This is a genomic window from Thermodesulfobacteriota bacterium (genome assembly GCA_035325995.1).
GTDB lineage: Bacteria > Desulfobacterota_D > UBA1144 > Nemesobacterales > UBA2774 > JADLGH01.
Genome location: DAOKYU010000002.1, coordinates 394,382 through 410,347, shown reverse-complemented (window position 1 = coordinate 410,347; position 15,966 = coordinate 394,382). Strand labels below are relative to the sequence as shown.

Sequence of the window (15,966 nt, the reverse complement as noted above, 5' to 3'; positions counted from 1 at the left end):
GCTGTCGTGTATCAGCAAAAGCCTGCGAAGTGTGGTTGCCAGAAGTGTAAGGAGGGTGGTCCCGGCCACGGGCTTTATTGGTATGCATACTTCACGTATCAGGGCAGAACACGTTGTATCTATGTGGGAAAGGAGAAGCGAGATATCAATCCCTTAGAAGAATTAGAAAAAAAGAAAGTAGGGAGAAAGAAAGGAGACAAATGACATGGGAAGCGTCTTTTTACGGAAATGCCGCTGCAAAACATGCAGAGAGGGTAAGCGCAACAACACCCACGGTGTATGGGTACTTAAGTATAGGGATCGGAATGGGCGCATGAAACAAGAGTCAATAGGAAAGCGGGGGGCGATGACAAAAACCATTGCCAAGGAGATTTTACAAAAGAGGGAACAGACGGTAAAACTTGGACAAGAGGACATGCTAGATGCAGAAATTCCCACCTTTGAAGACTTCGCCAAAGTGTATCTTACGTATGTACGGGATACTGTAAAAAAGCGTTCATGGAGTAGAGATGAGCTATGTTTAAGACATCTGACATCCTTTTACAAAGGGCGGCTCCTCTCCGATATAAAAGCTCAAGACGTTGATGACTATAAGACATCGAGATTAAATGAGGTCTCGCCAGCTACAGTTAACAGGGAGCTAGAGGTATTACGCCACCTCTTTAACCTCGCAGATAGATGGAATAGGTTTTTCGGAAAGACCCCGGTCTCAAGAGCGAGACTGTTGCCCCTAAACAATAAAAAGGAGCGAATCCTAACTCTAGAGGAAGAAAAGAGGCTCCTTTCCAACTGTGATAGTTATCTTAGAGACATCGTGATTACTGCACTGTATACGGGCATGAGGAAGGGAGAGATAATATCGCTTAAGTGGAATAACGTAGATTTGGATAGCGGAATCATCACTATTGATCAAACCAACTCAAAGAACAAGAAGACAAGGCGTATTCCAATAAACTCGACAATCAGAAAGTTACTATTGGAGCTGAGATTGAGGAATTCTGGTCGTGAAAACGTATTCCTGAACTCTAAAGGGACCCCTTATTTGCGACAGGATTCTCTAAATCGGGCTTTTACGCTCGCGTTGAAAAAAGCTAAAATCTGTGGACTAAGGTTTCACGACTTAAGGCATACTGCGGCAACACGAATGATTGAATTGGGTTCCTCCATTGTTGCAGTTAAGGAAATCCTGGGACACTCGTCTCTGGATATGACTATGCGGTATGCTCACCCCAATGAGTCTTTGAGATCGGCCTTAGAAGGACTCTCGACCCATTTTTCTTTTTCACTTGGTGACCAATCCGGTGACCAATACAATTTACGTTCGTATGAGGGAAATGTAACTTCCTGGTTTTATTGGTAGCGGGGGGAGGATTTGAACCTCCGACCTTCGGGTTATGAGCCCGACGAGCTACCAAGCTGCTCCACCCCGCGTCTGCGTAGAATTTAATAAGCTACTCGATGTTTAGCCATCCGTCAAGATAAGCGGGGTAAAACCCCGTAGAATCACCCGGTTTTATTGACATTCGGGCGCAAAAAATATAGATTAAGTTACGGTACACGACTTGACAGGGAGGAGGATTTGAACATGAAAAGGATAAACTCGATTCTGATAGCCGCAGCGCTCGTCATCTCGATTTCGGCTCTTTCAGCCTGCAAAAGAGAAGCCTCGGTCGAGGAGCCGGCGCCCGCTCCGACCCCCAACGTCGAGCTCGAAAAGACAAAAAGCGAGCTCGAAGAGATAAAGAAAGACAGCAACAGGCTCGACGCCTACATAAACGACCTCAAAAACGAGCTCAACTCGCTCAGGATAGAGAACCAGAAGCTCATAGCCCGGTCCAAGAGGCTCGAGGCCGAGATAATCGACCTCAAGCTCGAGCTCGGCGAGATACCCGGCGGCGATTCGGCCGATTCCCCGGGCAAGGACGAAACGCCGAACACCGGCTCCGGCCAGACGACCGACGCCCCCGAGGGCGGCAGCGGAGGCGCCGGGGATTCCGGCGCGCTGCAGAAGTAGCCCGGGCTACCTCGCCGCCGATACGGCGGTTATTATCTGCATGTCCAGTATTCTATCGAGGCGGAAGGTGCACCTCTCCTTCCGCATGTGGCAGTAGGCGTAAAGGTACGTCCCGCCCCTTCTGGCGCTGATTTCGAGCGGCTCTATAACGCGGGTCGTGGTCTCGTTCCGGTACGCCGAAAGGTACTTGATACGGAGCTTCCCCCGAATCCTCAAGGTCTCTTCTATCTCCCACGGCACGACGAGCTGCGTAACCTCCACTTCGACGGTCACCGTCTCCCCCTGGAGCTTGAGAACATCCTTCAGCCGCTTCAGGCGTATTCCCCGCCTGTTAAGGTCCATGAGGAAATACTCGAATACGCTCCTTGTAGTCTGGACGTCCGCCAGCGCCCTGTGCGCCGAGGCGGCCGGGAGCCCTATGTCGCGGGCGATGTGCCCCAGGCTGTTACTGGCGAAGGAATAGTACCTCCTCGCTATGCCGAGCGTGTCTATGACGTCCGTCTCCGGGAGCGTGAGGCCGAGGTTCGAAAGCTCCATCCTTAGGAATCCGAGGTCGAACCGCGCGTTGTGGGCGACGATGACCGCGCCCCTTATGAACGATAGGAGATCGCCCGCTATGTCCCTGAAAAAGGGCGCCCTGCACACCATTGCATCCGTAATGCCGTGCACGGTAACGGCGCCGAGAGGTATCGATCTTCCGGGATTGACGAGTGTTACGAACCTGCCGACTTCCTCGCCGTTCACGGTCTTGAGGACGGCGATCTCGCAAACCCTGTCCCCCGTGGCGGGGTCGAGCCCGGTGGTTTCTACGTCGAGGAAGGCAAAAGGCACTTCGGAAGGGCTCATATAACGCACGCTGGACTCCTTTTGGGATTAAATATTACCACGAAGTGCGGGTACCAAGAAAGAGGCCGGACTAAAACCCGGACCGCTCAGCCGGAAAGCCCGGAGAGTATATCGCTGCCGCCGTTATCCATGAGGCTCCGGGCGAGCCCTTCGCCGAGCTTCTCCGGGTCCCTCACCGGGCCGGTCACCGTCTCCCTCACCATCCTCCGCCCGTCGGGCGAGGCTACGACGCCGGTCATCTTTATAAACCCCCTTTCCACCTCTGCATAGGCGCCCGCCGGAACGTTGCAGTCCCCGCCGAGCCCCCTCAGGAACGCCCTCTCCGACGCTGCCGCCGTCCACGTCTCCTCGTGCGTGAGAGACGCCGTGATCTCGAAGGCCCACGGATCGTCCTCCCGCCTTTCGACAGCGATTATCCCCTGCCCCGGTGCGGGCACCATCACGTCGGGCGGGATAATCTCCGAAGCCTCGGCGGTAAGCCCCATCCGCCCGAGCCCCGCGGCCGCGAGGATTATGGCGTCGTACTCGCCGCCCTCCCTCAGCTTCCGTATCCGCGTATCGACGTTCCCCCTGAGGGGGAGAATCTTCAAGTCCGGCCGAAGGCTCAAAAGCTGCGCCCCCCGCCGGAGGCTCCCTGTCCCTACCCTCGCCCCCTCGGGCAGGCGGTCGAGCGTAAACCCGCCGCGCGTCAAAAGCGCGTCCCTCGGGTCGTGCCTCTCCGGCGCCCCGCCTATGGCGAGCCCGTCCGGCAAAACGGCCGGCATGTCCTTCATGCTGTGGACCGCGGCGTCGATCTTGTTCGTCAGGAGCGCGTCTTCGATCTCCTTCACGAAAACGCCCTTGCCGCCGATCCCGGCCAGCTCGGACTTCTGGTCCCTGTCCCCCTCGGTCCTTATGATCTTTATCTCGGTGATTAAATCTGGGTAATTTTCGAGAAGAAGGCCTTTTATAAAATTCGCCTGCCACAGTGCAAGCGCGCTTCCCCTAGTTCCAATCCTGAACGGTCGATTCATCATCCTCTTCTTCTACGAGCAGGAGGATCTCTTTCTCAAGCTCAAAAAGTTTTTTAACCGAATCCACGTAAAGAGCGCCCCTCGATGTCGAGGCCTCCTTCTTCAGATTCGTGAGAGGCCCGTGAAGGATCTTGCCGATTATGCGGGACGCCATGCCGTCGATGACCTCCCTGTCCTTATCGGAATAGTTCTCCAGCTTGGCGAGCGCCCTTTCGACCTCTATCGACTTTATCTGCTCGAACCTCTTCTTGAGGTCTATTATCGCCGGCACCACCTTAAGTCCGTTTATCCACGTCTGGAATCCCTTTTCTACTTCGAGCACGATCTCCTCGGCGCGGGCCGCACTTTCGCGCCGCGACCTTATATTCTCGTCGAGGACGCCCTTTAAGTCGTCTATGTCGTAAAGATAAATGTCCGGCAGCTCGCCGACCCTCGGGTCTATGTCGCGCGGGACGGCTATGTCTATCATGAATATGGGCTCGTTCCCCCTGAGCTTAAGGGCCTCGCGCATGTGATGAGGCTTTATGACGAAGTCCGGCGATCCCGTCGCCGTTATTACGATGTCCACGTCCTTTAAGCTGTAGAATATTTCTTCGTACCGTATCGGCTTCCCGTTAAGGCTCTCGGCGAGGCGCGCCGCGCTCGAAAAGCTCCTGCTCGATATCACGAGCTCGCCGATGCCCGCGCCGATGAGGTTCCTCGCCGCAAGCTCGGCCATCTCCCCCGCGCCTATCAGCATGACGGACCTTCTCGTCAAATCGTCGAATATCCTCTTGGCGAGCTCGACGGCGACGTAGCTCACGGACACAGCCCTCGACCCCACCCCCGTCTCCGTCCTGATACGCTTGGCGACGAAGAACGCCGAATGGCAGAGCCTGTTCAATATGAGGCCGGCGGTGCCTTTTATGTACGCCGTCCTGTACGCGTCCTTTATCTGCCCGAGTATCTGCGGCTCGCCCACGACCATCGAGTCGAGCCCCGCCGCCACATTATATATATGGCGGACGGCCATGTGCCCCACGGATGCGTAAAGATAGGGCGAGAACTCCTGGACCGGGATGGAGCGCACTTCGGAAAGGAACGTCTTTATGGATTCGATACACCTGTCGGCGTCTTCCGACACCGCGTAAACCTCCACGCGGTTACACGTCGAAAGCACGAGGCACTCGCTCACGTGCGGCATTCCTGCGAGTGCCGGGAGGCTCTGCTCCAGCTCGTCCTTCGTGAAAGAGAAGCGCTCGCGAAGCTCGACCGGTGCGGTTTTGTGGCTGAGTCCGAGGACCACTATTCGCTGCATCTCGTTACCTGCACACACTCCGGGTTTAGACCCTTAATTATATACGAACTCGAAATTATTGCTATTCCATACCGTCAGGCCTTTTTGCCTATAAAGCTCAGGAACTCGGCCCTCGTCCTCTCGTCCTTCTTGAACGCCCCCCTCATCGAGCTCGTCAGCATGCTCGCGTCGGCCTTCATTATGCCCCTCATCGCCATGCACAGGTGCTTGGCCTCGGCCACGACGGCCACGCCCAGCGGATGGAGCTCGTCCATGAGGAAATCGGCTATCTGCGCCGTCATCCTCTCCTGCACCTGGAGCCTCCTCGAAAACACCTCCACGATCCTCGGTATCTTGCTGAGGCCGACGATCTTCCCGTTGGGGATATACCCCACGCTGCAGTTCCCGAAGAACGGCAGCATGTGATGCTCGCAGAGGCTGTAAAACTCGATGTCCTTCACGACAACCATCTCGTCGTATTTAATGTGAAAAAGCGCTTCCCTTATTATCTCCTCGGGCGAAGCCGCATACCCTGCCGTAAGCTCCCCGAACATCCTCGCCATCCGGTCCGGCGTGTCCCTGAGCCCTTCCCTGTCCGGGTCTTCCCCGATTTTGATCAATATCTCCCTTATTGCAGTTTCAACGCTCATAAGGATATGTCTCCTCCTCGTAAAGCTCGAAATAGCTCGTCGCCGTCTCGCTCAGCCTTATGTGAACGAGACTCTTCCCGAGCCCGGCCCTGAGCCGCTTCCATATATACTCCGCGATGTTCTCGCCTGTGGGCTGATTGTCGGAAAAATAGGGGACCTCGATGTCGAGGCGCTTGTAGTCGAGCTCTTCTATCACGGGCAGAACGGCCTCGTCGAGCGTGCTTTCCGGGACGGCGACTCCGGTCACGGGGTCGATCCCGCCGCCGGCCTTCACCTCCAGGTAATAATCGTGCCCGTGTCCCCGGGGGTTCGAGCACGTGTCGAAAATCCTGAAATTCTCCTCGTCCGTAAGGCCCCTTATCGCCAGCCTGTGCCCCGCGGAAAAACGGTAAGTTTTCGTTACCGTCACATGCTCCATCAGTCCTCGTCCCTCCAGTAATCGACGTACATGTCCCGGGTCTCGTAGAGCCTTACCCTGTAAAGCCGGCACCTCTCGTCCCCCGGTATCTTCTCCTTAAAACCGTCCCAGAGGACGCGGGCGATGTTTTCCGTCGTCGGCACGAGCGTTATGAAATGCGGGTTGTCCTCGTTTAAATGCTTGTGGTCGAAGTCTTCGAGCACTTCCTTCATTATCTTCTTGAGGTCGTAAAGGTTGATGATCATCCCCGTTTCCGGGTCCGCCTCCCCCTCCACCGTAAGCTCCAGGGCGTAATTGTGCCCGTGTCCGTGGGGGCTCGCGGATTTTCCGAACACCTCTCTATTCTTCTCCTCGCTCCACTCCGGGTTCCAATACCGGTGAGACGCGGAAAAATCCATTCTCTTCGTCAGAAGCTTCCTGTATCCCATGATTAATTGTATCCGTTTTTTCGGCGACCGATTAGGATAGCATAGTAAATTCCACCTACCAACTTTCTTTGGGGGTATGTGTGGGGTAACCTTTTAAATCCATGCGGAGTGAAGATTCTCGGGAAAAACTAGGCTCGCTCCTAAAGATACTCGGCAGGAAAAGAAAGAGCTTTCTTCTCCTGAAAGGGCTCGCCGGCACGGCTGTCGTGCTGCTAGCGGCCCTCTCCGCGGCGGGGCTCCTGTCGCTCGTCTCCGAAAACCCGGTTTACTACTCGGCGCTCAAGATACTCGTCGTGGCGGCCGCCGCCACGGGGGCTTACTTCCTTATTTTTCTCCCGTTTTACAATAAGCGCGGGGACGACGTCCTTTCGAATCTCGACAGCCTCTCCCCGGGCCTCGGCGAAGACACGCTCAGCGCGGTCGAGCTCGGCAAGAGCACCGGAGACAGCGCCTCCGCATACGGGTCCCGCGAGCTCGCCTCGGCCCACATAGACTACGCCGCGAAGAGGCTCGAAACGGGGGACATCTCTTCCATATATACGGGAAAGAGGCTGAAGCGGTACGCCGCTCCCCTCGCGGCGTCCGCGCTCGTCGCGGCCCTCGTCCTGTTTATTGCGCCCGAGGGTTTCAGGTCGTTCCTCCTCGGCTCCGAGCTCTACCCCGGCGAAAGCTCCCGGAGGCTCGGCCTCGCCGATATAGAGCTCACGCTCGACTACCCGGCTTACACGAAGCTCCCTCGGGAAAAACTCTCGGGCGGGAGCGGCGACGTAAAGGCCCTCAAGGGTACGAAGGTCACATTCTCGGCGCGCCCCCTGGGGAGGTTCTCCGGCGGACGGCTCGCGCTCGAAAACGGCTCGTCCTTCCCCGTATCCGTAAAGGACGGGAGGATAAGCGCCTCCTTCACTGTCCTCGGCGACGGGAGCTACAGGATAGTCGAATCTTCGAGAGACTACGCCTCGGAGCCCTTCTCCATAACGGCCGGGGAAGACGCCCCGCCCCGGGTCGCCATAACCACCCCCGGCGGCGAGACTGTCGAGGCCGGCTCCTCGGGGCGGATAGAGATACTCTACGAAGCCGACGACGACTTCGGCCTCTCCGAATTCAGGCTCGCGTGGGAAGGCGGCGAGGGCAAGTCCGGCAGGCTCATCGGCAAGGCCCCCGGCGGCCGCACATCCCACAACGACGCCTACGTCTTCGACACCGGAAGCGTCGACTTCGGCCCCGGCGGCACGATAAAGCTAAGGGTCGAGGCCTACGACAACGACTCCGTCTCGGGCCCCAAGCCCGGCGTATCGAACGCCGTAACCGTAAAGCTCTCCGACGAAAAACAGAAGCACCGCGAGGTCGTGGCCGAAACCGGGAAGCTCATGGAAGAATTAATAGGCGTCCTCGGCGACGAGATCGACGCCGTCGATACGTACAAAGAATCTCTCACTTCCGGGGGGCAGCCGGCAGAAAACGCGCTAAAAGCGCAGGCCCGGATCACTTCCGGCGTCGAAGGCGCGTCCGCGACGCTAAAGGGAATACTCGAAGGCATGAAGGAGGACAACCACTCCGACTACACGCAGTTCCTCGCCCTGGCCAACATGGACGTCAGGATAGACGACCTCCTTTCCGAGCGCCGCTCGCTCCTCGAATCCTTCGACGTCATAGACACGGCCCGTCTCGGCCGCCTGATGGACAGGGAGATCACCGAATTCGAGGAAGACATACTCTACCTCGACTCCATGCTCAAGAGCGAAAGGCTCCGCGAATCGCTCCTGTCGGGCAGGGAGCTCCTGTCCGAATACGGCGAGCTGTCCGAGATGCTCGCGAAGCTCGGCGAGACGGGCGACGAGGCGCTCCGCGCCGAGATAGAAAACAAGCTCCGCGAGCTCGAAGGCAAGATGTCCGAGCTCGCCCGGAAGATGGCCGGGATGAACGGCGACGTCCGCGAGGGCTTTTTAAACGAAGACGCGTTCAAGTCCATGGACATGAAACAAAAGCTCGACGAGCTCAGGAAGATGATGGAGAGCAGCGACATCGACGGGGCACTCTCGGCGCTTGCCCAGCTCGAACAAACCCTCCAGAACATGGTTGCCTCGCTCGAAAGCGGGCTCCAGTCCTTCGGCTCGTCGCAGATGTCACAGGACATGACGAGACTGAACGAAATCATATCCAAAATCGGCGGCCTCGAGCGCGAGCAGGAAGCGGTCAAACAATCCACCGAAGAGATGAAGAAATCCCTTCTCGAAGACCAGGGGTCCCAAAGCAGGAGCCTCCGGGACTTCATAGACAAGCAGAAAGAGAAAGTAGCAGAGATAAAAAAGAACCTCATGGAAGCGAAGGCCAGGATCACGGGCGGCGCGCGCGCCGAGACTTCCCCCGACGGCGGCTACCTCCTCGACACCGGCATCCAGAAGGCCGAGGAGCTCAGGAACTGGCTCGAATCCATGGACATAAACGAATCGCTCAAGAACGCCCGGGCGCTCAGGCAGACGTCCGACAACCTCCTCGACCTCGGAGACGCCGGCGTCGGTAATTTGAGGGCCGGCCGCCGGGAGCTTTCCAACTCGAACCGGCTCTCGGGCGAAATAGTTAAAGATCTCGAAGAATTCCTTAAATCGAACCAGCAGAGGCCCGAGTCCGCCGGCATGGCCGAAAGACAGGACGAGATAAGAAAGGACGCCGGCGCGCTCGGAAGCGAGATAAGCGAAATGTCCAGGGACCTCCCTCTCAGCCCCGGGATCGGCGGCAAGGTAAGCGACGCCGAGAACTTCATGGGCAAGGCTTCGGACAGCCTGGACGCAAACGAAATATCCAAGGCCATTTCCAACCAGGACGAGGCCGTAAAGTCGCTCAAGAGCGCCCGCGAGGAGGCCGAGGGGCTCCTCCAGAAAATGCAGGCCAGCGCGCGCGGCAACGGCCAGCCCGTGCCCATGGTGCTCGGCCAGCGGCAGGCTGCGGGCTCGCAGGGCATGGACACGCGCTATGTCGAGATACCGGCGGCGGACGATTCCGAGGTCGGAAAGGCGTTTAAGGAAAGGATCATCGAGGCGATGAAAAGCGGCTCTCCCGAGGGATACGGGGAGCTCAACAGGAAATACTACGACAGGATAATAAAATGAAGCCCCGCTCAATACTCGTAACGGCGCTCGCGCTCCTCCTTTCCGCCGCGGCTCACACGGCCGCGCTGGCGGAGCCCGCTCCCGAACAGCCGTCCCTCCTGCAATCCGCGGAGGACGACATCAAGAAATGGAAGATAGACGAGGCCTCGCAAAAGGCCGACGACCTCCTCCGCGCCGCCGACACCGAGGACAAGAAGCTCGAAGCCTGGTATTTGAATGCCATCGTGGAGTTCTACAGGGGCGATTACGAAAAGGCGGGCGAGTACGCCGGCATGGTGCTCGAAAATTCGAAAAACGAAGATAAGGGACAGGGATTCATGGGCTTCATCGCCCACGCGTCCGGGAACAGGCCCGGCTGGAAGGAAGTCTCCTCCGACAACTTCATCATCAGGTACGCGCACCCTAAAGACCTCGTCGTCGCCGAGCTCGGCAGGGACGTGCTCGAAAAGGCGCGCTACGAGATCGGCCTCGACCTCGAAACCTACCCCGAGGTGCCTGTCATAATCGAAATATATCCCGACCTCGAAAGCTTCACCCTCGCCTCGACCCTCCCGCCCGAAAATGTCGAGACGACGGGCGTCGTCGGCATATGCAAATTCAACCGTATAATGATCCTGTCCCCGAGGCTCTTGCCCAAGGGATACACCTGGGCCGACACGCTCGCCCACGAATATACGCACTACCTCGTATTCTTAAAGAGCGAGAACACGGTCCCGGTCTGGCTCCACGAGGGTATCGCCAAGTTCGAGGAAACCCGCTGGAGAAAAGAAAAGCGTAACGTGCTGACGCCCTTTTACGAGACCATACTCGCCGACGCGCTCGAGCGCGACAGCCTCGTCCCGATAGAAAAGATGCACCCGTCGCTCGCCATGCTGAGCAGCGCCCGCGAGGCCCAGCTCGCCTTCGCCCAGGCCGGGACGAGCGTCGGCTTCCTCGTCGACAAATGGGGCAACGACGGCCTCGTCGCCCTCCTCGACTCGATGAGAAGACGCGACGACTACGAGTCCGCGATAGAAGAAGTCACCGGGCTTCCGTTCGGCGACTTCATGACCTCGTGGCGGGCCGACCTCGAAAAGAAGAACCTCCGCGAGAAGCTCCCCGGCCTCCAGGTAAAAGGCGTCAGAATAATGAAGGACGGCGAGGAAGAGCCCGACGGCAGCGAAGACCTCGTCGACATCGACGACAGGAAGGCGCGCAACCACACCCGCCTCGGCGACCTTCTCGGCGAAAGAGGGAGGCTGAAAGCGGCAGTGTACGAATATGACAAGGCCCTCACGTTCGACCCCGGCTCGCTCGTCATATCGACGCGCATGGCCACGGCCCTGAGCCGCCGGGGCGAGCAGGACAAGGCCCTCGCCGCGATGGAGCCCCTTTCCGAGCTCTACCCCGACGAGATAGACGTAAACCTCGTCCTAGGCCGCATATTCCTCGCCAAGGGCAACACGGCCCGCGCCGAGGAATCGTTCACGGCGGCCCTCTACGTGAACCCGTTCGACCCGCACGTTCACTCGGCGCTCAAGACCATATACGAAGCCGAGGGACGGAAGGAAGAGGCCGGAAAATACGGCAGGATGCTTACAATACTCGGATACCAGGAGCAGAAGAAATGAACGAAGAATTACACACAAACGACGCCGGAACTGTAAATGAGATAGCCCGCGTACGCGGCGAGATAGTAAACGAGATAGGCAAGGTCATAGTCGGGCAGGAAAAGGTGGTAGACCTCCTCTTGATCTCGCTCATGTCCTCCGGGCACTCCCTCTTCGTCGGCGTCCCCGGACTCGCGAAAACCCTGCTCGTGAGCACCCTCTCCGACGTCCTCAGCCTGAAGTTCAACCGCGTTCAGTTCACGCCCGACCTCATGCCCTCCGACATCACCGGCTCGGAAGTCCTCGAAAGGGACCAGATATCCGACAAACGGTTTTTCAGGTTTATCCACGGCCCGATATTCTGCAACATCCTCCTCGCCGACGAGATAAACAGGGCGTCCCCGAAAACGCAGGCCGCGCTCCTTCAGGCGATGCAGGAAAAACGCGTTACGGTCGGCGGTGAGACGTATCCCATAGCCTCGCCGTTCCTCGTCTTCGCGACGCAGAACCCGATAGAGCAGGAAGGCACCTATCCGCTGCCCGAGGCAGAGCTCGACAGGTTCATGTTCCAGATAGACGTCACCTATCCGTCCTACGAAGAAGAGGTGAAGATAGTCCAGACGACCACGGGCACGTATAATCCCGTTCTCTCGAAGATACTCGACTCGAACAAGATCCTCGAATACCAGGAGCTCATACACAGGGTCCCCGTCCCGGACCACGTCGCGGCCTACGCCGTACGGGTCGCGAGGGCTACCCGCCCCGAAGACCCGAACACCCCCGAAGCCGTAAGGCAGGGGGTTTCGTGGGGCGTCGGGCCCAGGGCCTCCCAATACCTCATACTCGGCAGCAAAACCCGCGCCGTCCTCGACGGGAGGTTCACACCCTCCACCGAAGACGTGGACGCCATAGCCGGTCCGGTCCTTAAACACAGGATAGTCCTCAACTTCAGGGCCGAGGCCGAGGGAATAAAGCCCGAAGATATTATTCGTGAGATACTTGATAAGGTAGATCCGAGGGCGGGCGCTCGTCTTGGTGTATGACGACGGCGCTATTCGGATACTTCGCCCTCAGCAGCGCCTCGACAGAAGGCTCCATCCTTTCGAGGAAGGGCTTGGGATAAATACCCATCACGAACATCATGACGGCTAACGGGATAAGAACGATTATCTCCCTCGCGCTCGCGTCCTTGAGGTTCTTGTTCTCCGGGTTTTCGAGCGGGCCGAGCAGCACCTTCTGATACGCCCACAGCATGTAAACCGCGCCCAGGATTATGCCGGTCGTGCCTATGGCCGCGTACTTGTAGTTATACTCGAACGCGCCCAGGAGAACGAGAAACTCCCCGACAAAACCGTTCAGGAGCGGGAGCCCTATAGACGACAGCGTCGCAATCAGGAAGAACGCCGCGAAGAGCGGCATCACCTTCGCCAGGCCGCCGAACTCGGCGATCTTCTTCGTGTGCCGCCTGTCGTACAGCATCCCGACCAGGATAAAGAGCGCTCCCGTCGAAATACCGTGGTTCACCATCTGGTATATGCCGCCCTGCATGCCCTGCATGTTAAGGACGAACACACCGAGCATCACGACGCCGAGGTGGCTCACGCTCGAATAGGCGACTAATTTCTTCAAGTCCTTCTGCGCGAAGGCTACCATCGCGCCGTAGATGATCCCTATAAGCGCGAGCACTATCAGCACCGGCAGATACGCTTCGACGGCGTCCGGGAAGAACGGCATCAGGAAACGTACGAAGCCGTACGTACCCATCTTCAGCAGGATACCGGCCAGGATCACGCTGCCCGCGGTCGGGGCCTCGACGTGCGCGTCGGGCAGCCACGTATGCACGGGGAACATCGGCACCTTTATCGCGAAGGCGAGGCAGAAGGCGAAGAACGCCAGCCCCTGCGGGCTGAGTATGCCGCTGAACGGTATTTTGAGCTTGTAAAAGTCGAGCGCGTCCATCGACGGGAAGCCGAACTGCTGTATGTGAAGGTAATAGAGGTAAAAGATAGCAATGAGCATCAGCGCGCTTCCGAACGCCGTGTAAAGGAAGAACTTGAGCGCGGCGTAAATGCGCCTGTCCGTCCCCCATATGCCGATGATAAAATACATCGGTATGAGGACCGCCTCCCAGAACACGAAGAAAAGGATCATATCGAGGGCGACGAACGTCCCCAAAAGGGCAGTTTCGAGAAAAAGCATAAGCACGAGGAACTCCCTCATGCCCTTGTGTATCGAATTCCAGGTGCTGAGCAGCGTTATAGGCATCAGGAACGTCGTCAGCATGACCAGGAGTATGCTTATGCCGTCTATGCCTACGTGATAGCTCACCCCGAGCCCCGTAAGCCACGGAATCTTCGTCTCGAACTGCATCCCGGCGAACCCGAGCTCGAAATTGGTGAAAAGCGGGATCGAAATGAGGAACTCGATTACCGCGACGACGAGCGCCCCGATCTTCATCTTCTCCTGGTCCTTGCCGGCGTACGAAAGCAGCAAAACCAGGGGGATGCCTACCAGGGGGAAGAACAATATGAGTGACAGGTTCCCGCTAAATATTGATTCCATTTATGGTTGATACCTTAGCTGAAGGCCCAGAAGTCGAATACGGGGTTTAAATATACTTGAGGGTATGGATGTTTCAAGCACGTTGTGAGTGTTGGCGACCGGTGGCCGTGACCATGACCTTGTAATCAGCCATAGAGCGTCCATCTCCGTAGACTGCCGTACAGTTTCATAGGATAGAGGACGGCGTCCGCTGGCACCCGACGTAGCACGGGGCGAGACTTTTTACAATCTCCCGCGCGTCCGTTATACCCTCTTTCCTCCGGGGAACGAATGCGAGCAAGCGAGCATTCGGACGCCCTCGGCCAACTGCACCAGAGTTCATCCGGTACTGCTCGAAACAAACATAAACCAAAGCAGGGGCAGGGGTGAGGGGATTCAATTAATTATCCTGTCATTCCCAACGATTTCGAGCGAGCGAGGAATCGGACGCCACTGATTCATAGCACCTATGTTAATCTGGTACCGTTCGAAACTTGCCTATACATCGGGAATCCACTTCCGCAAGCAATCCATCAACAATCTTTCCCTCCCCCTTTACAAAGGGGGAGGATTAAGGTGGGGGTTACCTTATGGGCGTATCCCTCGGAGCGGCGACGGCGCTCTGTCTCGCGGCCAAATACCCGCGCAAGGTGAAGTCGCTCTCGTCCCACAGCGGATGGACTAAGTCCGACCCGTTCCTGAAAGTCGTGGTCGAGGGCTGGCGCGTCACGGCGCAGGCGCTCGGAAACGTCGCCGAGGCTGTCATTTTAGGGATATTCCCGTGGTGCTTCACACCGGGACTCTACGCTACAAAGCCCGATTACGTACAGGCGCTTTCGGATTTCGTCAGGGGCAGGCCCGCTCAGCCCGTCGAGGCGTTCTTAAGACAGTCCGACGCGGTGCTCGCACACGACTGCGAGTCCGTCCTCGGGAATATAACCGCCCCGACGCTGATAACCTTCGGCGAGTACGACATGGTCACGTCCACGCGCTTCGCCGACAGGATGACGAGCGGAATCAGGAATTCGGAGCTCCTCGTTTTCGAGAACTGCGCCCACGCCGCCCTCTACGAGAGCACGGACGAGTTCAACAGAAAGACGCTCGATTTCCTCACGCGTCATTCGGGTTAGGCCGAGGAACGCACGATAGCCCGGGCTATTCGCGGTTCCCCCGGCAGAGCGGCGTAAGACGCCAGTCCGGAGGAGCACGTCTATTCGGCCTGAAGCCGTGTAGACGGTAACGGCGGCGCTGATTCACTGCATCCGGCGGATTGCGTACCGAATCCGACGCCGATTACGCTAACCTCCCTTTCGCGGCTTCCTCAGCATCGGCGCCACAACGGGCGAATCGTCGTGCTGTATCTTTCCAAGTATAGCGAACCCGTGCCGCTCGTAGAAAGGAATATTCCTCGGGTTGGACGATTCGAGATACGCCGCCACGCCGCCCCGGTCGCATATTTCGAGGACGTGTTTCATCAATATCGAGCCCACGCCCCTGCCCTGGAATCTCGGATCGACGCCTATAAGCGGGAGATACCAGTGCGGCTCCTCGGGATGGAAATTCCCCATCTGCTCCAGTATGGCGAAAACGGAAGGACGCCGCGCTTCGGAAATCGTTTCCTCTATCACGCCCATGAGCGCGTCCTCGTCCGGCCCCTCGCCGGGTGCGTACCAGACAGCCGCGCCAGAGAAGCCGTCAGTGTAGTGGGTAGTTCCGAGGCCGAGAGCCCGCCCCCCGAACGCCCGCGCGAAACGCGGAAACGCGCTCAGGTACGCCTCCGGCGTCTCCCACGACCACCTCGTCATCGGGTCCCCCGCGAACGCAATCGTCAAAGCCGCCGCCACCGCCCCCTCATCCCCCGTACCGGCTACATTAACCCCTCCTTCCACCATAACCCTCCCCCCCCCATAATTATAGATTTACCGAATTACACTATGTTGTAATCGCATACAGGAAATATCAAGAACAGAATTTATAGAAGTTTCGATGCAGGAAGAAATCCAGCGTTTCGGACTTCAAAGAGAGGAATTCATAAACTGTCAGGAGCCGTCTGTACTAAGAATCAGCCCCATCCGAAAATGTGT

The 15,966-nt window shown here is 57.7% G+C and carries 14 protein-coding genes and 1 tRNA gene; 6 read left to right on the top strand and 9 right to left on the bottom strand.

The features are described from left to right. The first annotated feature begins 205 nt into the window (after positions 1–205). The gene (locus PKC29_04760; protein ID HML94723.1) at positions 206–1,360 is read left to right on the top strand and encodes a site-specific integrase; all 1,155 of its coding nucleotides are present in this window, start codon (positions 206–208) and stop codon (positions 1,358–1,360) included. Here PKC29_04760 and PKC29_04755 read toward each other — a convergent pair. Next, positions 1,355–1,431: transfer RNA gene (locus PKC29_04755), tRNA-Met, on the bottom strand. The genes PKC29_04760 and PKC29_04755 overlap by 6 nt on opposite strands. A 154-nt stretch (positions 1,432–1,585) precedes the next feature. Between PKC29_04755 and PKC29_04750 the strand changes: the two genes are divergently transcribed. Then, a complete protein-coding gene (locus PKC29_04750) occupies positions 1,586–2,014 on the top strand; it encodes a hypothetical protein (GenBank protein ID HML94722.1) in 429 nt (142 codons plus the stop codon). A gap of 6 nt (positions 2,015–2,020) precedes the next feature. On the opposite strand, the gene PKC29_04745 is transcribed toward PKC29_04750, so the two are convergent. The 6 genes from PKC29_04745 to PKC29_04720 all read right to left on the bottom strand — a co-directional run bounded on the left by PKC29_04745 (position 2,021) and on the right by PKC29_04720 (position 6,645). Further along, positions 2,021–2,860, bottom strand: coding sequence for an exonuclease domain-containing protein (locus PKC29_04745; GenBank protein ID HML94721.1), 840 nt, complete (start codon positions 2,858–2,860; stop codon positions 2,021–2,023). A gap of 86 nt (positions 2,861–2,946) precedes the next feature. Continuing rightward, entirely contained in the window at positions 2,947–3,876 is a 930-nt protein-coding gene (gene hemC, locus PKC29_04740; GenBank protein ID HML94720.1) for a hydroxymethylbilane synthase, read from the bottom strand. Then, the gene (gene hemA, locus PKC29_04735; protein HML94719.1) at positions 3,845–5,170 is read right to left on the bottom strand and encodes a glutamyl-tRNA reductase; all 1,326 of its coding nucleotides are present in this window, start codon (positions 5,168–5,170) and stop codon (positions 3,845–3,847) included. Before hemA ends, hemC begins: the two co-directional genes overlap by 32 nt. Positions 5,171–5,244: 74 nt before the next feature. Next, the gene (gene folE / locus PKC29_04730) at positions 5,245–5,799 is read right to left on the bottom strand and encodes a GTP cyclohydrolase I FolE (protein HML94718.1); all 555 of its coding nucleotides are present in this window, start codon (positions 5,797–5,799) and stop codon (positions 5,245–5,247) included. Further along, on the bottom strand, positions 5,789–6,208 hold the full coding sequence (locus PKC29_04725) for a 6-carboxytetrahydropterin synthase (GenBank protein ID HML94717.1): 420 nt from the start codon (positions 6,206–6,208) through the stop codon (positions 5,789–5,791). The genes folE and PKC29_04725 overlap by 11 nt, the downstream gene beginning before the upstream one ends. An 8-nt stretch (positions 6,209–6,216) precedes the next feature. Then, on the bottom strand, positions 6,217–6,645 hold the full coding sequence (locus PKC29_04720) for a 6-carboxytetrahydropterin synthase (GenBank protein ID HML94716.1): 429 nt from the start codon (positions 6,643–6,645) through the stop codon (positions 6,217–6,219). Between the two features lie 101 nt (positions 6,646–6,746). Here PKC29_04720 and PKC29_04715 point away from each other — a divergent pair, with 101 nt between their 5' ends. Genes PKC29_04715 through PKC29_04705 form a run of 3 tightly spaced genes read left to right on the top strand, consistent with a single transcriptional unit; the run spans position 6,747 to position 12,384 of the window. After that, positions 6,747–9,752, top strand: a complete 3,006-nt coding sequence (locus tag PKC29_04715; GenBank protein HML94715.1) for a DUF4175 family protein — start codon at positions 6,747–6,749, stop codon at positions 9,750–9,752. Next, positions 9,749–11,362, top strand: a complete 1,614-nt coding sequence (locus PKC29_04710) for a tetratricopeptide repeat protein (GenBank protein ID HML94714.1) — start codon at positions 9,749–9,751, stop codon at positions 11,360–11,362. Before PKC29_04715 ends, PKC29_04710 begins: the two co-directional genes overlap by 4 nt. Beyond that, a complete protein-coding gene (locus tag PKC29_04705; protein ID HML94713.1) occupies positions 11,359–12,384 on the top strand; it encodes a MoxR family ATPase in 1,026 nt (341 codons plus the stop codon). Before PKC29_04710 ends, PKC29_04705 begins: the two co-directional genes overlap by 4 nt. Here the strand turns inward: PKC29_04705 and PKC29_04700 are convergent. Next, positions 12,326–13,903, bottom strand: a complete 1,578-nt coding sequence (locus tag PKC29_04700; GenBank protein ID HML94712.1) for an NADH-quinone oxidoreductase subunit M — start codon at positions 13,901–13,903, stop codon at positions 12,326–12,328. The genes PKC29_04705 and PKC29_04700 overlap by 59 nt on opposite strands. A gap of 569 nt (positions 13,904–14,472) precedes the next feature. Between PKC29_04700 and PKC29_04695 the strand changes: the two genes are divergently transcribed. Next, the gene (locus tag PKC29_04695; protein ID HML94711.1) at positions 14,473–15,012 is read left to right on the top strand and encodes an alpha/beta hydrolase; all 540 of its coding nucleotides are present in this window, start codon (positions 14,473–14,475) and stop codon (positions 15,010–15,012) included. Positions 15,013–15,180: 168 nt separating this feature from the next. Here PKC29_04695 and PKC29_04690 read toward each other — a convergent pair whose 3' ends face one another. Further along, the gene (locus PKC29_04690; GenBank protein ID HML94710.1) at positions 15,181–15,771 is read right to left on the bottom strand and encodes a GNAT family N-acetyltransferase; all 591 of its coding nucleotides are present in this window, start codon (positions 15,769–15,771) and stop codon (positions 15,181–15,183) included. Between the last annotated feature and the right edge of the window lie 195 nt (positions 15,772–15,966).